Source organism: Streptomyces cyslabdanicus (assembly GCF_052663305.1).
Genome location: NZ_JBQRUW010000038.1, coordinates 47,519 through 63,503 on the forward strand (window position 1 = coordinate 47,519; position 15,985 = coordinate 63,503).

At 73.5% G+C, this 15,985-nt stretch carries 20 protein-coding genes; 9 read left to right on the forward strand and 11 right to left on the reverse strand.

What is annotated here, in order from left to right:
* The first annotated feature begins 3 nt into the window (after positions 1–3).
* On the forward strand, positions 4–660 hold the full coding sequence (locus ACTYVM_RS22510; RefSeq protein ID WP_445527664.1) for a ClpP family protease: 657 nt from the start codon (positions 4–6) through the stop codon (positions 658–660).
* 1 nt (position 661) lies between these two features.
* The gene (locus ACTYVM_RS22515) at positions 662–1,264 is read left to right on the forward strand and encodes a ClpP family protease (RefSeq protein WP_400035132.1); all 603 of its coding nucleotides are present in this window, start codon (positions 662–664) and stop codon (positions 1,262–1,264) included.
* Between the two features lie 61 nt (positions 1,265–1,325).
* On the opposite strand, the gene ACTYVM_RS22520 is transcribed toward ACTYVM_RS22515, so the two are convergent.
* The gene (locus ACTYVM_RS22520; RefSeq protein WP_445527665.1) at positions 1,326–1,754 is read right to left on the reverse strand and encodes a helix-turn-helix domain-containing protein; all 429 of its coding nucleotides are present in this window, start codon (positions 1,752–1,754) and stop codon (positions 1,326–1,328) included.
* 249 nt (positions 1,755–2,003) lie between these two features.
* Positions 2,004–2,459, reverse strand: coding sequence for an ATP-binding protein (locus ACTYVM_RS22525; RefSeq protein ID WP_400035128.1), 456 nt, complete (start codon positions 2,457–2,459; stop codon positions 2,004–2,006).
* Positions 2,460–2,695: 236 nt separating this feature from the next.
* Between ACTYVM_RS22525 and ACTYVM_RS22530 the strand changes: the two genes are divergently transcribed.
* Positions 2,696–3,877, forward strand: a complete 1,182-nt coding sequence (locus ACTYVM_RS22530) for a streptophobe family protein (RefSeq protein ID WP_445527683.1) — start codon at positions 2,696–2,698, stop codon at positions 3,875–3,877.
* Here the strand turns inward: ACTYVM_RS22530 and ACTYVM_RS22535 are convergent.
* Entirely contained in the window at positions 3,861–4,271 is a 411-nt protein-coding gene (locus ACTYVM_RS22535; protein WP_445527666.1) for a hypothetical protein, read from the reverse strand. The genes ACTYVM_RS22530 and ACTYVM_RS22535 overlap by 17 nt on opposite strands.
* 307 nt (positions 4,272–4,578) lie before the next feature.
* Between ACTYVM_RS22535 and ACTYVM_RS22540 the strand changes: the two genes are divergently transcribed.
* Positions 4,579–4,962, forward strand: coding sequence for a nuclear transport factor 2 family protein (locus ACTYVM_RS22540; protein WP_445527667.1), 384 nt, complete (start codon positions 4,579–4,581; stop codon positions 4,960–4,962).
* Between the two features lie 109 nt (positions 4,963–5,071).
* On the opposite strand, the gene mgrA is transcribed toward ACTYVM_RS22540, so the two are convergent.
* On the reverse strand, positions 5,072–6,064 hold the full coding sequence (gene mgrA / locus ACTYVM_RS22545; RefSeq protein WP_445527668.1) for an L-glyceraldehyde 3-phosphate reductase: 993 nt from the start codon (positions 6,062–6,064) through the stop codon (positions 5,072–5,074).
* A gap of 130 nt (positions 6,065–6,194) precedes the next feature.
* Between mgrA and ACTYVM_RS22550 the strand changes: the two genes are divergently transcribed.
* Positions 6,195–7,088: a LysR family transcriptional regulator gene (locus ACTYVM_RS22550; RefSeq protein ID WP_445527669.1), complete on the forward strand. Its 894-nt coding sequence runs from the start codon at positions 6,195–6,197 to the stop codon at positions 7,086–7,088.
* A gap of 89 nt (positions 7,089–7,177) precedes the next feature.
* Positions 7,178–7,693: a mycothiol transferase gene (locus tag ACTYVM_RS22555; RefSeq protein ID WP_445527670.1), complete on the forward strand. Its 516-nt coding sequence runs from the start codon at positions 7,178–7,180 to the stop codon at positions 7,691–7,693.
* On the opposite strand, the gene ACTYVM_RS22560 is transcribed toward ACTYVM_RS22555, so the two are convergent.
* The 4 genes from ACTYVM_RS22560 to ACTYVM_RS22575 form a co-directional block, all read right to left on the reverse strand.
* Complete coding sequence (locus ACTYVM_RS22560; protein WP_445527671.1) at positions 7,675–8,745, reverse strand: adenosine deaminase; 1,071 nt, start codon at positions 8,743–8,745, stop codon at positions 7,675–7,677. The genes ACTYVM_RS22555 and ACTYVM_RS22560 overlap by 19 nt on opposite strands.
* 74 nt (positions 8,746–8,819) lie before the next feature.
* On the reverse strand, positions 8,820–9,218 hold the full coding sequence (locus ACTYVM_RS22565; protein ID WP_445527672.1) for a VOC family protein: 399 nt from the start codon (positions 9,216–9,218) through the stop codon (positions 8,820–8,822).
* 89 nt (positions 9,219–9,307) lie between these two features.
* Positions 9,308–10,243, reverse strand: a complete 936-nt coding sequence (locus ACTYVM_RS22570) for a M48 family metalloprotease (RefSeq protein ID WP_445527673.1) — start codon at positions 10,241–10,243, stop codon at positions 9,308–9,310.
* Entirely contained in the window at positions 10,240–10,614 is a 375-nt protein-coding gene (locus ACTYVM_RS22575) for a BlaI/MecI/CopY family transcriptional regulator (protein WP_445527674.1), read from the reverse strand. Before ACTYVM_RS22575 ends, ACTYVM_RS22570 begins: the two co-directional genes overlap by 4 nt.
* Positions 10,615–10,987: 373 nt before the next feature.
* Between ACTYVM_RS22575 and ACTYVM_RS22580 the strand changes: the two genes are divergently transcribed.
* Positions 10,988–11,695 carry a dienelactone hydrolase family protein gene (locus ACTYVM_RS22580; protein ID WP_445527675.1) on the forward strand — a complete coding sequence of 236 codons (708 nt, stop codon included), beginning with the start codon at positions 10,988–10,990 and terminating at the stop codon, positions 11,693–11,695.
* 45 nt (positions 11,696–11,740) lie between these two features.
* On the opposite strand, the gene ACTYVM_RS22585 is transcribed toward ACTYVM_RS22580, so the two are convergent.
* Positions 11,741–12,649 (reverse strand): oxidoreductase, encoded by a 909-nt coding sequence (locus ACTYVM_RS22585; protein WP_445527676.1) that lies wholly within the window; start codon positions 12,647–12,649, stop codon positions 11,741–11,743.
* An 86-nt stretch (positions 12,650–12,735) separates the two neighbouring features.
* Positions 12,736–13,095 (reverse strand): YciI family protein, encoded by a 360-nt coding sequence (locus tag ACTYVM_RS22590; RefSeq protein WP_445527677.1) that lies wholly within the window; start codon positions 13,093–13,095, stop codon positions 12,736–12,738.
* Positions 13,096–13,290: 195 nt separating this feature from the next.
* Here ACTYVM_RS22590 and ACTYVM_RS22595 point away from each other — a divergent pair, with 195 nt between their 5' ends.
* Positions 13,291–14,670, forward strand: coding sequence for a cryptochrome/photolyase family protein (locus ACTYVM_RS22595; RefSeq protein WP_445527678.1), 1,380 nt, complete (start codon positions 13,291–13,293; stop codon positions 14,668–14,670).
* A gap of 137 nt (positions 14,671–14,807) precedes the next feature.
* A complete protein-coding gene (locus ACTYVM_RS22600; protein WP_400035100.1) occupies positions 14,808–15,074 on the forward strand; it encodes a GlsB/YeaQ/YmgE family stress response membrane protein in 267 nt (88 codons plus the stop codon).
* Positions 15,075–15,105: 31 nt separating this feature from the next.
* Here the strand turns inward: ACTYVM_RS22600 and ACTYVM_RS22605 are convergent, their stop codons facing one another.
* Positions 15,106–15,882: a GNAT family N-acetyltransferase gene (locus ACTYVM_RS22605; protein WP_445527679.1), complete on the reverse strand. Its 777-nt coding sequence runs from the start codon at positions 15,880–15,882 to the stop codon at positions 15,106–15,108.
* Between the last annotated feature and the right edge of the window lie 103 nt (positions 15,883–15,985).

The following is a 15,985-nucleotide window of genomic DNA, read 5'->3' on the forward strand; positions in this document are numbered from 1 at the left end:
CCGATGGCCCCATCGACCGCACTGCTCCCGGCCGGCGCGCTCGCGCCGCGCGCCGAGGAGCACGACACCCCGCCCAGCCGGTTCGACGACCACCTCGCGGCCGGGCTGCTGGCCCAGCGGATCGTGTTCCTGGGCACCCAGGTCGACGAGGTGTCGGCCAACCGGGTGTGCGCCCAACTGCTGCTGTTGTCGGCCGAGGACCCGCGCACCGACATCGCTCTCTACATCAACAGCCCCGGCGGATCCGTCACCGCGGGGCTCGCCGTCTACGACACGATGCGGCTCATCCCCAACGACGTGTCGACGCTGGCGATGGGGTTCGCCGCCAGCATGGGCCAGTTCCTGCTCGCCGTGGGAGCGCGCGGCAAACGGTTCGCGCTGCCGAACGCGCGGATCATGATGCACCAGCCGTCGGCGGGCATCGGCGGCACCACCGCGGACATCGAGATCCAGGCGGAGAACCTGGAGCACACCAAGCGGACCATCGAGCGGATCACCGCCGAGCACACCGGGCAGAGCGAGGAGACCATCTCACGGGACGGCGACCGGGACCGCTGGTTCACCGCCGTGCAGGCCAGGGAGTACGGGATGGTGGACCGGGTGGTGGACTCGCTCGCCGACATCCGCCCGGCCGACTCGCGCCGACGGATGGGGCTCTGACATGGGGTCGTACACGGTTCCCTACGTGGTGGAGCGCACCGCGCAGGGCGAGCGGTCCTACGACGTGTTCAGCAGGCTGCTGAACGAGCGCATCGTCTTCCTCGGCACCGAGATCGACGACAGCGTCGCGGGCGTCGTCATCGCCCAGCTGCTCCACCTGGAGTCGGCGGCCCCGGACCGGGAGATCGCGATCTACCTCAACTCGCCCGGCGGCTCGTTCACCTCGCTGATGGCCATCTACGACACGATGACCTTCGTGCAGGCGCCGATCTCCACGTTCTGCGTGGGGCAGGCGGCCTCGACGGCGGCGGTGCTGCTGGCGGGCGGGGACCCGGGGCGGCGGTTCGTGCTGGAGCACGCCCGGGTGCTGCTGGGGCAGCCGGCCGCCGGCGGCCGGCAGGGCACGGTCTCCGACCTGGCGCTCCAGGCCAGGGAGATGAGCAGGATCCGCTCCCAGGTCGAGGAGGTGCTGTCCCGGCACACCGGCCACGACCCGGCGACGCTGCGCGCGGACATGGACCGCGACAAGGTGTTCACCGCCGAGGAGGCGGTGGCGTACGGGTTGGCCGACGAGGTGCTGAGCCGGCGCCTCGCAGGGGTCTGACGGGAGCGGGCAGGCGCCCCGCGCGGGTGCGGACCCTCGGTCCGAGGCGCCGGCGCGGGCGTCAGGCGGCCAGGCACATCCCGTCGTAACGGGGGACGGACGTGCCGCGGTCGTGAACGGCGCCGCGTGCCGCGGTCCGCACCAGTTCGTCCTGGGCGCGTGAGAGCAGGTCGCCGAGGCCGATGCCCAGCGCCCGCGCCGCGGCCGCGAGGACCTCCGAGGAGGCCTCCTTGCGGCCGCGTTCGATCTCCGACAGGTACGGCATCGAGATCCTCGCCGCGTCGGCGACGTCCTTGAGCGTGCGCTCCTGCGCCTGCCGCTCGCGGCGCAGGACGTCGCCGACGAGGTCGCGCCAGAGGGGTTCCCTGGGCGCCGCGGCCGGGGTGCGGCCCTGCGCGGGACGTCCGGGTTCCGGACGGGACGGCCCGGGGCGCGCGGCCGGCGGGCGCAAGGGGATGACGCGGGCTTGGTTCGGCGCTCGTTCGCTCATCCCCTCAGCGTAGGAGTCCCGGACGCGGGTGGAAGGGTGGGCGGTTGCGCCCTCGGAGAATTCGCGACCGGGGTCCCCGAGGTGGGGTGCACGGCGCGGTGCACGCCCCGCCGAGGCCGGCGGCGCGCATACCGCACGGCGGGCCGGGTACCCGGGGGTCGCGCAACCGCTCGGTGCCGGAGCGCCGGTACGGACGTACGCGGGCCGACGAGGCGGACGGGATCAGGGCGGCATCGCGTCGCGCACCGGTCACTCGCCGCCGAGTTCGACCAGCGCGCGGATCCGCTTGCCGACCGGGACGCGTTCCACGGTCACCTCCAGCGCCAGCGCGTGCACGATCTCCAGGCCGTGCCGGCCCACGCGCCGCGGATCCCGGGGGAAGCGCCGGGGCAGTACGGCGCTGCTGTCGTACACGCACACGTTCACCGCGCTGTCCGTTCCCTCCAGCTCCAGGATGTACGGCCCGTCGCTGTGCCGGTCGGCGTTGGTGACCAGCTCGCTGACCACCAGCAGGAGCGCGTCGCCGCAGCGGCGGCCGATCTCGGCGCACCACTCGGTCCTGAGCTGGTCCAGGAAGTGCGCGGCGAAGTTGCGCGCCTCGGCGATGCAACCCGGTTCGCCGGTGTAGTGCGTCGCCCGCCGGAGCGGTTCCACGGGAACGTCGAAGCCAGTCGCTATCACTGCCCCGTCCAGATAGTCGGTCATGCGTGTCTCTCTCGGAAGCCGGCCGGGCCGGACACTGCTGCACCTGTGCTGTTACCCCGAGCCGCGCCCGGCAGTCCCAGCCCGCCCGCGGACGCGGACGGGCCTTCCGGCGGGCGCGGCGCCGGGGCCCTGCATAGCGTGACGGTGTGAGCCCCGCGAGCCCCACGGTCCCGCCGCCGACGGCCCGCCACGGCTGGGCACAGGCCCTGACCACGGTACTGGCCGCCGTGGTGGGCATGGGCGTGGTCTCCGCACTCGGGCTGTGGGCGGCCGGTGCGGCGCGTCTTCCCGGCAACGCCTTTCCCCGGGTGGTCGCCGCGACCGTGGTGACGGCGGTCGGCGGCAGCGTGGACCTGTCGGGCGACGCGGGCGCCCTCGCCCGGACCCACGCGGGGATCACGGTGATGCCGCTGTCCGTCACGCTGGTCGGCGCGCTCGTCGTCGCCGCGGGCTTTCTGCGGCCGCTGCGCCACCGCGCGGTGGCCGGGGCGCGGGAACTGGCCGGGTGGGCCGCCCGGATCGCCGTCCTGTGGCTGCTCGCGCTGATCGGTCTGGCGCTGGCCGCCCGGCAGACCTTCGCCGTCGACCTCGGCAACGGCGCGCTCGGCGTCATCGGCGGCCTGTTCGGCGTCGCGCCGGAGGTCGGCTTCGCCGCCCAGGTGCCGTTGACCGCGGTCTTCGGGCTGCTGTGGCTGGCGGGCGTGCTGGTGCTGGCCCTGCTGGTGGCGCCCGGGGCGCCGTTGCCGACACGGCTGCTGCGGCGGCGGGAGCCGGTGCGTCCGGCGGCGTACGCCATGGTGGTCCTGCTGCTCACGTGCGTGGTCGTGGGCCTGGTCGTCGCCCTCGTGACGGCGGCCACCCGCGGGGATCCGGCGGAGCACTTCGCCGTGATCCTGCTCGGGCTGCCGAACGTGGTCTGGCCGGTGTTCACCATCGGCCTGGGCGCCACCTGGGACGGGCGGGTGGACGGCCCGTTCGGGCTGCCGATGCCGCGGCTGCTCGACGAGGTGCTGCGCACCCCGGACGTCTCCACGCTCAACCTGGGCACGCTCGCCGAGCACGACGGCCGGGTGTGGTGGCTGGTGGTCGTGGACGCGGTGCTGCTGCTGGGTGCCGCGTACCTGATGGCGGCGCGTACCCCGGCCGGGACGCGGGCCTGGCGGCACGCCCTGCGCATGGCCGTCGCCCTGGTCCTGACGGTTCTGACGATCTGTGTCGTGGGCCGGATCTCCGCGTACTACGGTCTGTCGCTCCTCGGCCTCTCAGACGTCGGCGGCAACCTCTCGGGAGAGCTGCTGCTGCGTCCCCGGTTCTGGAGCGCGCTGGGCCTCGCCGCCCTGTGGGGTCTGGTCACGGGCTTCCTGGGCGCCCTGGCGGCACGCCGGTCACGTCACCGTGCGGTCAGCCCATCGGCATGACGAGCGCGGGCAGGGTCCGGTGCATGCGCAGGGCGTCCACCGACTCGGCGAGCAGTTCGTACTCCGTGGTCTCGTCACGGGCGGCGACGCGCACCAGTCTCCCCTCGGTCAACTCGTCGGCCATGAGCTCCTGCTGGGCCACGTCGGCGCACCAGGCGCGCAGGATGCCGGGGACGTCGGGCACGGACTCCGGCACCGGGACCAGCGCGCCGGGCGGGACATGGGGGGTGTCGGGGCCGGGGTCGAGCCGCTCGGCGATCCAGGAGGCGCGGTCGCGCAGCCACCACAGGGCCAGGGCCAGGGTGGGCGCCCGGTAGGTACCGAGCGGTACACCGATACGGCGGCCGTCGCACACACCGTACGCGGTGACATGGCACAGGAATTCGTCGTGCACTGCTCCTCCCCCGTAGCGTCGCCGCCCGGCCGGCCCGCCTCGCCCTGCGTACGGCTTTTATGCGGTGAAGTGCCCCTGAATTCGAGTATGTTCACCGCTGAACCACTGTCACCACGACTTTCCAGCCAGTCTCCTGGCATATTCAGCACGCCGCGTGGCCGAAACGCGGCGCTGCGTGACCATGGGCATGACCCGCGCGGTAATCGACCCCGGCGGCAGGTGCGCGGCAGGGTGGACCCATCGGGTCGCCGATCACCGGGACCCGGCTCCGACCAGCGTTTACGACCTCGATGGAGGCTGATTCAGCATGTCCGCGCAGTCCGACCGGTACACGATCGCCGTCACCCGCTACTTCGAGGCCTGGAACGCGCCGGACGCCCAGGCCCGGGCCAAGGCGGTGGCCGACGCCTGGACCCCGGACGGCAGCTACACCGATCCTCTCGCCGACGTCGGCGGCCACGAGGGGATCGCCGCCGTCATCACCGCCGCCCGCGAGCAGTTCCCCGGGTTCGCCTTCCGGCTCACCGGCGCCGTCGACGGGCACCACGACACGGCACGCTTCTCCTGGGAGTTGGTGAGCGAGGTCGACGGCTCCGCGCCGGTCGCCGGGTCCGACGTGGTCGCCCTGGACGGCGACGGCAGGATCCGCACGGTCCTCGGCTTCCTCGACCGGGTGCCCGCCGGGGCGTGAGATCCGGCCCCGCAGGGCGTGAGGTCCGGCCCCGGCGGAGCGCCCGCCGGGGCCGGTACGCACGGTCCGGCCCGCCTCGCGGGCCGGACACGTCCTGAGAGGCGACGACCTACGAGGCGACGACCTCGTCGATGCGGGCCAGCTCCTCCGCGTCGAAGTCCAGGGACCGCGTCGCGGCGACGCTGTCCTCCAGCTGCCGCGGGCTGCTCGCGCCGACCAGGGCGGAGGTGACCCGTCCGCCGCGCAGCACCCAGGCCAGCGCCATCTGCGCCAGAGACTGGCCGCGGGACTTCGCGATCTCGTCCAGGGCGCGCAGCCTGCCCACCAGTTCGCCGGTCACCGCGTCGGAGTCGAGGAAGGGGCTGTCGCTCGCCGCCCGGGAGTCCTCGGGGATGCCGTCCAGGTAGCGGGCGGTGAGCAGGCCCTGCTCCAGCGGGGAGTAGGCGATGGAGCCGACCTGGAGCTCGTCGAGGGTGTCCAGGAGGCCCTCCTCCTCGGGGCGCCGGTCGAGCATCGAGTAGCGGGGCTGGTGGATCAGCAGCGGGGTGCCGAGTTCACCCAGGATCCGGGCGGCCTCGCGGGTCTGTTCCGGGGAGTAGTTGGAGACGCCGACGTAGAGCGCCTTGCCCTGCTGGACCGCCGAGTGCAGGGCACCCATGGTCTCCTCCAGCGGGGTGTCCGGGTCGGGGCGGTGCGAGTAGAAGATGTCGACGTACTCCAGGCCCATCCGCTTCAGGCTCTGGTCGAGCGAGGACAGCAGGTACTTGCGGGAGCCCCATTCGCCGTACGGGCCGGGCCACATCAGGTAGCCGGCCTTGGTGGAGATCACCAACTCGTCGCGGTACGGCGCGAAGTCGGCCCGGAGCGCGTCGCCGAGGGCGGACTCGGCGGCACCGGGCGGCGGGCCGTAGTTGTTGGCCAGGTCGAAGTGGGTGACGCCGAGGTCGAAGGCGCGGCGCAGGATGGCGCGCTGGGTGTCGACCGGGCGGTCCGGGCCGAAGTTGTGCCACAGGCCGAGCGACAGCGCGGGAAGCTTCAGGCCACTGCGTCCGGTGCGCCGGTAGGGCATGTCCGCGTAGCGGTCGGGGTGGGCGGTGAACAACGCGACTCCATCAGGGTTGGCACAGGGGTGAGCGGTTCCGGCGGAACCGGTGTCCCCCACTCTCGCGCGCCCCGGGGGCAGCGGTCCAACAGGAGAATCCGATGGGATTCAACGGCTACGCTTCTCAATCATGGAACTGCGTCATCTCCAGCACTTCGTCGCGGTCGCCGAGGACCGCCACTTCACCCGGGCGGCGGAGCGCCTGCTGGTCTCCCAGTCGGGGCTCTCGGCGTCGATCCGGGCCCTGGAGCGGGAGTTGCAGACGTCCCTGTTCGTGCGCACCACGCGCCGGGTGACACTCACCGAGGCCGGGCGCGCGCTGCTCGGCGAGGCACAGCGGATCCTGGCACAGGTGCGGGCGGCCCACGAGGCGGTGGCGGCGGTGCAGGGCGTGCTGCGCGGCACGCTCTCGCTGGGCACCGAGCAGTGCATCGCCGGGGTGCATGTGGCCGGACTGCTCGCCGCGTTCCGGCGGCGCCACCCGGACGTGGAGATACGGCTGCGGCAGACGGGTTCGGGCGCCCTCGCCGAGGAGGTCGCGGCCGGCCGGCTCGACCTGGCGTTCGCCTACCGGACCCGGGCGGACACCGACCAGCTGCGCTCCGTGTCGTTGGCCGGCGAGCCGATGACGGTGCTGTGCCACCCGGGGCACCGGCTGGCGGCGGCCGAGGCCGTCCTGACGCCGCGGGACCTGGACGGCGAGGTCTTCGTCGACTTCCACCCGGACTGGGGACCGCGCAGGACCACGGACGCGGCCTTCGCCGCCGCGGGCGTCCGGCGCACGGTGGCCCTGGAGGTCAACGACGTGCACAGCCTGCTCGACCTGGTCGACGAGAACCTGGGCATCGCCGTCGTCCCCCGCCACTTCCGGCACAAGCGGCCTTCGCTCACCGCGCTGCCGCTGAAGGGCGCCACGGAGACCGCGTACGAGACCGTCGCCCTGCTGCCGCCCGAACAGGCCACGAGTCCGGCGGCCCGCGCCCTGATCGCCCTCCTCGAACAGGAGGAGCCGGACCTCCCCTGACGGAAACCGCCTGACGGACACCGCCTGACACCGCCTGACGCAGGACGGTTCCGGACGCGGGACGCAGAGCGATACGCCAAGGTGGACGTATGCATGCGAAGGACATCCTCATCGACGGCTACGACCGCATCCGGGAAGAGGTCCACGCCGCCGTCGACGGCCTGCCGGCCGACCTGCTCAACACCCGTCCCGCCACCGGCGCCAACTCGGTGGCCTGGCTCGTCTGGCACCTCACGCGCGTGCAGGACGACCACGTCGCCGACGCGTTCGGCCTCGACCAGGTGTGGCTCGCCCGGGACTGGCACAAGCGCTTCGCACTCCACCTGAACCGCCACGACACCGGGTACGGGCACGGTCCGGCGAAGGTCGCCGAGGTGCGGGTCGACTCCGGTGACCTGCTGACCGGCTACTACGACGCCGTGCACGAGCAGACCCTGACGGCGCTGCGGCAGCTGACCGCCAAGGACCTGGAACGCGTCGTCGACGAGGGCTGGGACCCGCCGGTCACGCTGGGCGTGCGCCTGGTCAGCGTCCTGTCCGACGATCTCCAGCACGCCGGACAGGCCGCCTACGTCAGGGGACTGCTTCAGAGCGCGGACTCGTAGCCCGGCAGCACCACGTCCCGGATCAGGCGCACACGCTCGTCGAAGGGGATGAAGGCGCTCTTGAGGGCGTTGACCGTGACCGTGCGCAGGTCCTCGACCGTCCAGCCCGCCTGCTCGACCAGCAGGGACATCTCGCGGGTCATCGTCGTGCCGGACACCAGGCGGTTGTCGGTGTTGAGGGTGACCCGGAAGCCGAGGTCCTTCAGCTCCGTGATGGGGTGCTCCGCGATCGAGGTGGCGGCGCCGGTCTGGAGGTTGGAGGTGGGGCACATCTCCAGGGCGATCCGACGGTCGCGCACCCAGCCGGCCAGCCGGCCCAGCTTGCCGTCCACGATGTCCTCGGTGATGCGCACGCCGTGCCCGACGCGCTGGGCGCCGCACACCTGGAGGGCCTGGTGGATGCTGGGCAGACCGTGCGCCTCGCCGGCGTGGATGGTGAACGGCACGCTCTCGCGGCGCAGGTGCTCGAACGCGTCAAGGTGGTCGGCGGGCGGGAAGCCGTCCTCGGCGCCGGCGATGTCGAAGCCGACGACACCGGCGTCGCGGTAGCGGACGGCCAGGTCGGCGATCTCGCGGCAGCGGTCGAACATCCGCATGCCGCACAGCAGCGTGCCGACCCGGACGGGCGTGCCCTGGGCCGCCGCCTTCGCCATGCCCGCGGCGAGGCCCTCCTGGACGGTCTCCACGACCTCCGTGAGGGTCAGCCCGCCGTTGACCATCAGCTCGGGGGCGTAGCGGACCTCGCCGTAGACGACGCCGTCCTCGGCCAGGTCCAGGACGTACTCCTCGGCGGTGCGCAGCAGGCCCTCGCGGTTCTGCATCACGGCGAGGGTGTGCTCGAAGGTGGCTATGTAGCGGACCAGGTCGCCGGAGTTGGCCGCGTCGTAGTACCAGGCGGCCAGCTCGTCGGGGTCGGTGGTGGGCAGGGTGTGGCCGACCGCGTCCGCGAGCTCGACGACGGTGGCGGGGCGCAGACCGCCGTCGAGGTGGTCGTGCAGCACGGCCTTGGGGAGCCGGCGGAGGGTGTCGGTGTCGATGCGGGGCGCGGTCATGGGGCGTTTCCTAGGGCAGTCGAGCGGTGGTGGTGTGTGCGTGGTGCTGTGCGGTGGTGGTGGGGTGCGGCGGGTCAGCCCGCGTCGGGGGCGGGCTGGAGCAGGTCCCAGCGGTTGCCGTACAGGTCCTCGAAGACGGCGACCGTCCCGTACGGCTCCTGGCGGGGCTCCTCCAGGAAGGTCATGCCCGCCGCCCGCATCCGGGCGTGGTCGCGGGCGAAGTCGCCGGTGTGCAGGAAGAACCCGACGCGTCCCCCGGTCTGGTCGCCCACCCGGGCGCGCTGGGGCGCGGTCCGGGCGCGGGCAAGGAGCAGGGCCGTCCCGGTCCCGCCGCCCGGTTCGACGACGACCCAGCGGGAGCCGTCCGGGCGCGGGGCGTCCTCGGCGAGCCGGAAGCCGAGCGCCCCGGTGTAGAAGCGGATCGCCTCGTCGTAGTCGTCGACGAGGAGGGTGATCAGGGCGATGCGTCTCATCGGGACCTTTCGGAACGTGCGATCGTCGGGTGAGGTTATACGTAAAACGTCGAGGGCGCCAGTCATTCCGGACGGGGGTCGAACGGGGTTCAGCGGGAGGGCTCGCCCTGGGCGACCTCGACCCGGTGATGGACGTCGATCATGCCGGTCGCCGACGCGGCGAAGGAGACCGCGGCGCAGGCCATCAGCAGCGCGGCGACCCGAGTCGCGGCGCGGCGGGTGACGTGCGGGGCGGCCAGCAGGGCCCTGACGCGGTGCGGAACCGGGCCGGAGGTGGCGGCGGCGGCGAACTCCGGGCGCACGGAGCGGGCCTCCTGACCGGCCAGGGCGGCGCGCGCGATGGCGCGGGCGGTCAGACGGCGGTCGCCGACGGCCGCGGCCGCGGCCTCGTCGGCGGCCCGCTCGGCCGCGAGGCGGATCGCCCCGCGGACCCGCCGCAGCGCGGGGTGGCAGTGGGCGGCGAGTTCGGCGGTGGCGAGGAAGTAGTGGTGGCCGCCCCGGTTGTGGGCCCGCTCGTGGGCGAACAGCGCCTCGCGCTCGGCCGCGTCGAGGCTGCGGAGCATCGCGGTGGTGACGACGATGCGGTGCGGGCGGCCCGGCAGCGCGTAGGCGTCCGGGTGCGGGGAGTCCACCACGCACAGGTCGCCGGCGGCGGGCCTGCGGCCGGCCTCCGTGTGCGCGCTGCGGAAGGCGCGGAACTCCCTCAGCGCGGCGCGCCCGAGCGTGCACGCGCACACGGCGAGCGCCCCGACGGAGATCGCGGCCGCCGGGACGACCACCAGGTCGGAGGCGGTGGACAGCGGATGGACGAACTTGCCCAGCGCCGCGACGAGGGGCAGCTTGAGCAGGCCGGTGAGGACGAAGGCGCCGAGCGCGGCGAGGGAGCAGCCGGCGAGCACCACCGCGAAGAGGGTGATCGTCCACAACGCGGTGACGGGGGCGAGGCGGTCGAGCGCGCGCCGGGCCAGGGCCGGCGCGGCGAACGGCAGCAGCAGGGGCAGCAGCAGGAGCAGGGCCACGGTCATCGCTCACCGGATTCGAGCAGGTCGCGCAGGACACGCTCGTCGTCGGGGCCGAGCTGGGCGACGAACCGGGCGAGCACCGTCTCGCGGTCGGTGTCGCGGTCGAGCTCGGAGTGCATGCGGCGGGCGGTCAGCCCGTGCGCGTCCTGGACGGGATAGTAGGCGTACCCGCGCCCCTGACGGTGGCGCTCCACGACGCCCTTTTCGTACAGCCGGGTCAGGATGGTGGTGACCGTGGTGCGGGCCAGGCCGGCGCCGAGGCCCAGCTGGACCTGGCCGGGAGTCCGGGGCGCGCCCGCGGCCCACAGGACGGCCATGACACTGGCCTCGAGCTCGCCGGCCGGTCGGCGTTCGTCCTTGTCCTCGTCCGTCATGGGTTCTTCCTCACCCCGTCGTCGCCCACAGTCGTAGATCGTCTACATGATTGTAGTCACTCTGGCGCCGCGTTCCGCTCGCAGCCACGCCCGTCCGCCCGGGGCCGCCCGCCCATTATGGGAGGAGCCGCCGGGAATGGTCGCGGAGACGGCCACGGGAACGGGAACGGCTGCGGGCACGCGCGCGCCCGCAACCCTGTCCGGACGGTGGCGCGCTGCACGACCGGACCGCGGGCAGTACCGTACGAAGGGGTGCGAAACGGACCGTGAACGGCGGGCGGAGGCGGCACGGCGAACGTGGTAAGGATCCGAGCAGGCCCCCGCCGCCTCCGGACGGGGCGCCGATCCGCAGTCCGGCTAGGAGTTGAGCGCCATGTCCGAGCGGCCCAGGCCCGCCGAGACGCCCGCCCGGCAGAACGTCACCTTCCCGAGCGCGGGAGCCACCGCGCACGGCTATCTCGCGCTGCCCCCGTCGGGAAGCGGTCCGGGCGTCCTCGTCATCCAGGAGTGGTGGGGGCTGACGGACCACATCGCCGACGTGGCCGACCGGCTCGCCGCCGAGGGCTTCGTCGTCCTGGCACCCGACCTGTACGGCGGCAGCGTGGCGCACGACGCCGAGGAGGCCCAGCGGCTGCTGAAGGCCCTGCCGGTCTCCCGCGGTGTCGAACTGCTCTCCGGAGCCGTCGACCACCTGCTGTCCCGGCCCGAGGTCACCTCCGGCACCGTCGGCGCGGTCGGCTTCTGCATGGGCGGCGCCTTCGTGCTGTACCTCGCGGCGGTCGAGCCGCGGGTGAGCGCGGCCGTGCCGTTCTACGGCGCCGTCCGGGGCGAGCTGCCCGACTTCTCGGGGCTGCGCGCCCAGCTCCTCGGCCACTACGGGGAGCAGGACAGGAGCATTCCGCCGGAGCAGGTCGAGGAGCTGCGCGAGACGATCCGGCGGCAGTCGGGCGTCACCGCGGACTTCCGCATGTACCCGGCCGGCCACGCCTTCTTCAACGACCGCCGCCCCAGCCACGACGCCGACTCGGCGGCCCGCGCGTGGCAGAGCACCGTCGCGTTCCTGCACCGGCAGCTGGACTGACCCGGACCGGAGGTCGCGGCCGGGCCGGCGGGCACGGGAGCCCGCTCAGGCGGCCCCGGTGTGCAGCGCGTCGAGACGGGCCATCTCCTCGTCGGTGAGGCGCAGGGCACCCGCGGCCACGTTCTCCACGAGGTGGTCGGGGTCGCCGGTACCGGGGATGGCCAGTACGTGCGGGCCCTGCTGGAGGGTCCAGGCGATCCGGACCTGTGCCGGGGTCGCGTCGTGGGCCCGGGCGACAGCCTCGACCTCCTTGTCGTGCGCACCGCCCGCCGCCCCCTGCGAGCCGCCCTCGCCGGCGATCGCGAAGAACGGCACGAAGGCGATGCCCTCCTCGCCGCAGACCCGCAGCAGTTCGTCGGTTCCGGGGTCGTGGAGATCCAGGCCGAACCGGTTCTGCACGCACACCACCGGCGCGATGGCCCGGGCCTCCTCGAGGTGGCGCGGCTCCACGTCGGAGACGCCGAGGTGGCGGATCAGGCCCTCTTCGCGCAGTTCGGCGAGCGCGCCGAAGTGCTCGGCGATGGAGTCCTGCCTCATCCGGCGCAGGTTCACCACGTCCAGGTGGTCGCGGCCGAGCTGACGCAGGTTCTCCTCGACGTGGCCGCGCAGGTCGTCGGGGCGCGCGGAGGGGCCCCACTCCCCCGAGTAGTTCCGGAACGGACCGACCTTCGTGACGACGACCAGGTCCTCCGGGTACGGCGACAGGGCGCTGTTGATCAGCTCGTTGGCGGAGCGCCGGGCGGAGAAGTAGAAGGCGGCCGTGTCGATGTGGTTCACGCCGAGCTCGACCGCCCGGCGCAGGACGGCGATCGACCGGGTCCGGTCGCTCGGTGTGCCGAGGTGGAAGGCCGCGCTGCCCGTCAGCCGCATCGCGCCGAGTCCGACGCGGTGGACGGGCAGGTCGCCGAGTTCCCAGGTGCCCGCGGCGTCCGCGGTGATCGTTTCGGAAGACATCGGCGGAGTCTCGCACACCCGGCGAGGTCCGCGGAGCACAGGCGCCCGCCCTCACGAGGCCGGACGGAGCCGGTACTCGCCGGGCATCAGTCCCCGGCCGGGTGCAGGAACGGCCGCACCTCGATGGGGAGCGTAGTGGCCAGGCTCGCCTTCCGGCCCCACTCCAGGGCCGCGTCCCTGTCGGCCGCCTTGATGAGGCACAGACCGCCCAGATACTCCTCGCCCTTCGTGTAGGGGCCGTCGGTGACCCGCACCTCACCGCCGCCCCCGGGACACAGGACGACTGCGGTTTCCGGTCCGTGCAGCCCGCCGGCGAAGATCCAGGCGCCTGCCTCGCGCAGCTCCTGGTGGAAGCCCTCGACGTCGTGCATGATCCGCGCGAGCGCCTCGGCCGAGGGCGGCTCACCATCGGCCGGCTGGATCACGCTGAGCAGGTAGTACGTCATGACGGTCTCCTTAGGCGTCGTGCCGTCGTCCCGCCTTTCACACGAACGGCGGGCCCCTCGCCGGCACCTCGCCCGACGGCTCCGGCGGAATATTTTCCCAGCCGTCGCCGCGCGGCCGCCACCGTCACACGATCGGCCCATGGAAAACGCGGCACGCATCCGTGAGGGCCCGCCCGGTGGAAGTGATCCGGGGTGATGCGGAGCAACGTCTCAGTCGTCCTGTTCACCGCCGACCTGCGGGTGCACGACCATCCGCCGCTGCGCGCCGCTCTCGACGCCTCCCCGCTCGTCGTCCCGCTGTTCGTGCGCGACCGCGCCGTGGACAGGGCCGGCTTCGCCGCCCCGAACCGGCTGGCGTTCCTGGCCGACTGCCTGCACGACCTCGACGCGGAACTGCGCCGCCGCGGCGGCCGGCTGGTCGTCCGCAGCGGCGACCTCGTCGAGCAGGTGTGCGCCGTCGCCCGCGAGGCCGACGCCCACGAGGTCCACATGGCGGCCGACGTCAGCGCCTTCGCCCACCGCCGGGAGGAGCGGCTCCGGCGCGCGCTGGAGGCGGACGGACGCCGGCTGCACGTGCACGAGACGGTGACCACGGCCGTCACGCCCGGCACGCCGGCCCCGGCCACCTCGGACCACTTCGCCGTCTTCACTCCCTACTTCCGCCAGTGGTCGCGGCAGCGGCTGCGCGCTCCGCTCGACGCCCCCCGCGCCGTCCGTGTCCCGGACGGCGTCCCCTCCGGGGAGATGCCCTCCCGGCCGGCCGCCGCGGAGCTGTCGGCGGGACTGCCGCCCGGCGGCGAGACGGAGGGCCGCGAACGGCTGACGGCCTGGCTGCGCTCCGGCCTCGGCGCCTACGCGGAGCGCCACGACGACCTGGCCGGCGACGCCACGTCCCGGCTCTCCCCCCACCTGCACTTCGGCACCCTCTCCCCGGTCGAACTCGTGCACCGGGCGCGTGGCGTCGGCGGTCCGGGCGCGGAGGCCTTCGTCCGGCAGCTGGCCTGGCGCGACTTCCACCGCCAGGTGCTGGCGGCGCGGCCCTCGGCGGCGAGCGCCGACTACCGCACGAAGCACGACCGGTGGCGGTCCGAGCGGACCGCGCGCGAGGACGTCGAGGCGTGGCGGGAGGGCCGCACCGGGTATCCGATCATCGACGCGGCCATGCGCCAGCTGCTGCACGAGGGCTGGATGCACAACCGGGGCCGCCTGCTGACCGCGAGCTTCCTCGCCAAGACCCTGTACGTCGACTGGCGCGTGGGCGCACGGCACTTCCTGCGTCACCTGGTCGACGGCGACCTCGCCAACAACCAGCTCAACTGGCAGTGGATGGCGGGCACCGGCACGGACACCCGGCCCAACCGGGTGCTCAACCCCGTCACCCAGGCCAAGCGGTACGACCCCGACGGCACCTACGTACGCCGCTGGGTGCCCGAACTCTCCGGTCTGGACGGGCCGGCCGTGCACGAGCCGTGGAAGCTCCAGGGGCCGGCGCGGGCCGCCCTCGACTACCCGGACCCGGTCGTGGAACTGTCCGAGGGACTGGCCCGCTTCCAGCGTGCCCGCGGCCGTGACTGAGGAGCCGCGCCGGCGCACGCGCCGGCGGACCGGCCGGCGGCGGTCGGATCGGCGTCCACGCGGGAACCGACCGGTGTGGCTCCGGTTCCAGCGGGCATTCGAAGGACGCGGGGGGTCACGACGCAGAGGGACGGAAGATGGAGATCACGGGCATCATCAGCGCCATCGTCATCGGCTTGATCATCGGTGTCCTGGGACGGCTCGTCGTCCCCGGCCGCCAGCACATAGGCATCCTCTGGACGATCCTCATCGGCATCGTGGCCGCCCTGGTCGGCGCCGCGATCGCCTCCGCGCTCGGCGTCGCGGACACCAAGGGGGTCGACTGGATCGAGTGGCTCATCCAGATCGCCCTCGCCGCGGTGGGTGTCACCGCGCTGGACCGGGCCAAGGCGGGTCACCGCTGACGGCGCGCCCGCGCTCGGCCCGAAAGGCGCCTCAGGGCTCGTACATGTACGGCGTCGTGGTGGTCAGCGCGACGAAACCGAGGCGTTCGAGGATCGGGCGGCTCTGGTCGGAGGCGTCGACCTGGAGGTAGCGGTAGCCGCGGTCGGCGGCGGCACGGGCGCGGTGGGCGACCAGCGCGCGGTAGACGCCCCTGCCCCTCCAGCCCTCGACGGTGCCGCCGCCCCACAGGCCGGCGAACGGCGTCCCGGGCACCAGCTCCATGCGCGCCCCGCTCACCGGCACGCCCGCGGCGAGGGCGACCACGGCGACGAGTGTGTCCGGCTCGGCGGCGAGCCGGGTGAGGAGGGCGTGGCGCAGACGGGAGCCGTCCGTGCCGAACGCCGCCTCGTGCACGCGGACGAGGAGGTCGACACCCGCCTCGTCGGTGACCGTGCGCAGCTGAACGCCCTCGGGCGGCTCGGCGTCGAGGTGCAGCTCGGCGATGTCGCCGACCATCAGTGTCTCCTCCGGCTCGGGTGCGAAGCCGGCGGCCAGCAGGCGCTGCCCGAGATCCGCCGGGCGGTCGTGCCCGTACACCTTCCACTCGAAGGTGACGCCGGACCCGCCGAAGCGGGCGGTCTGCTCGGCGATCGCGGCGTCCACGGAGGCCTCGTCCAGGTCCGACCAGAGCACGCAGCTCCAGTCCTGGTCCGAGCCGATCTGGCGCACCACGTTCCCGACACGCTCCACGCGCGTGCCGGGGCCGTCGGGCCGAGCGCCTTCGCGCAGGTCCCGGTCGTACAAAGCGAGTACCGCAGCTTGATCCATACGCCAACTGGATCAAACCACGGACGTCCACGGCAACAGAATTACGGCGTGGGGGACCCAAGCAAGGGTGTTGTGGGGGTCCACCACGGTCCCCGGGTCTCAT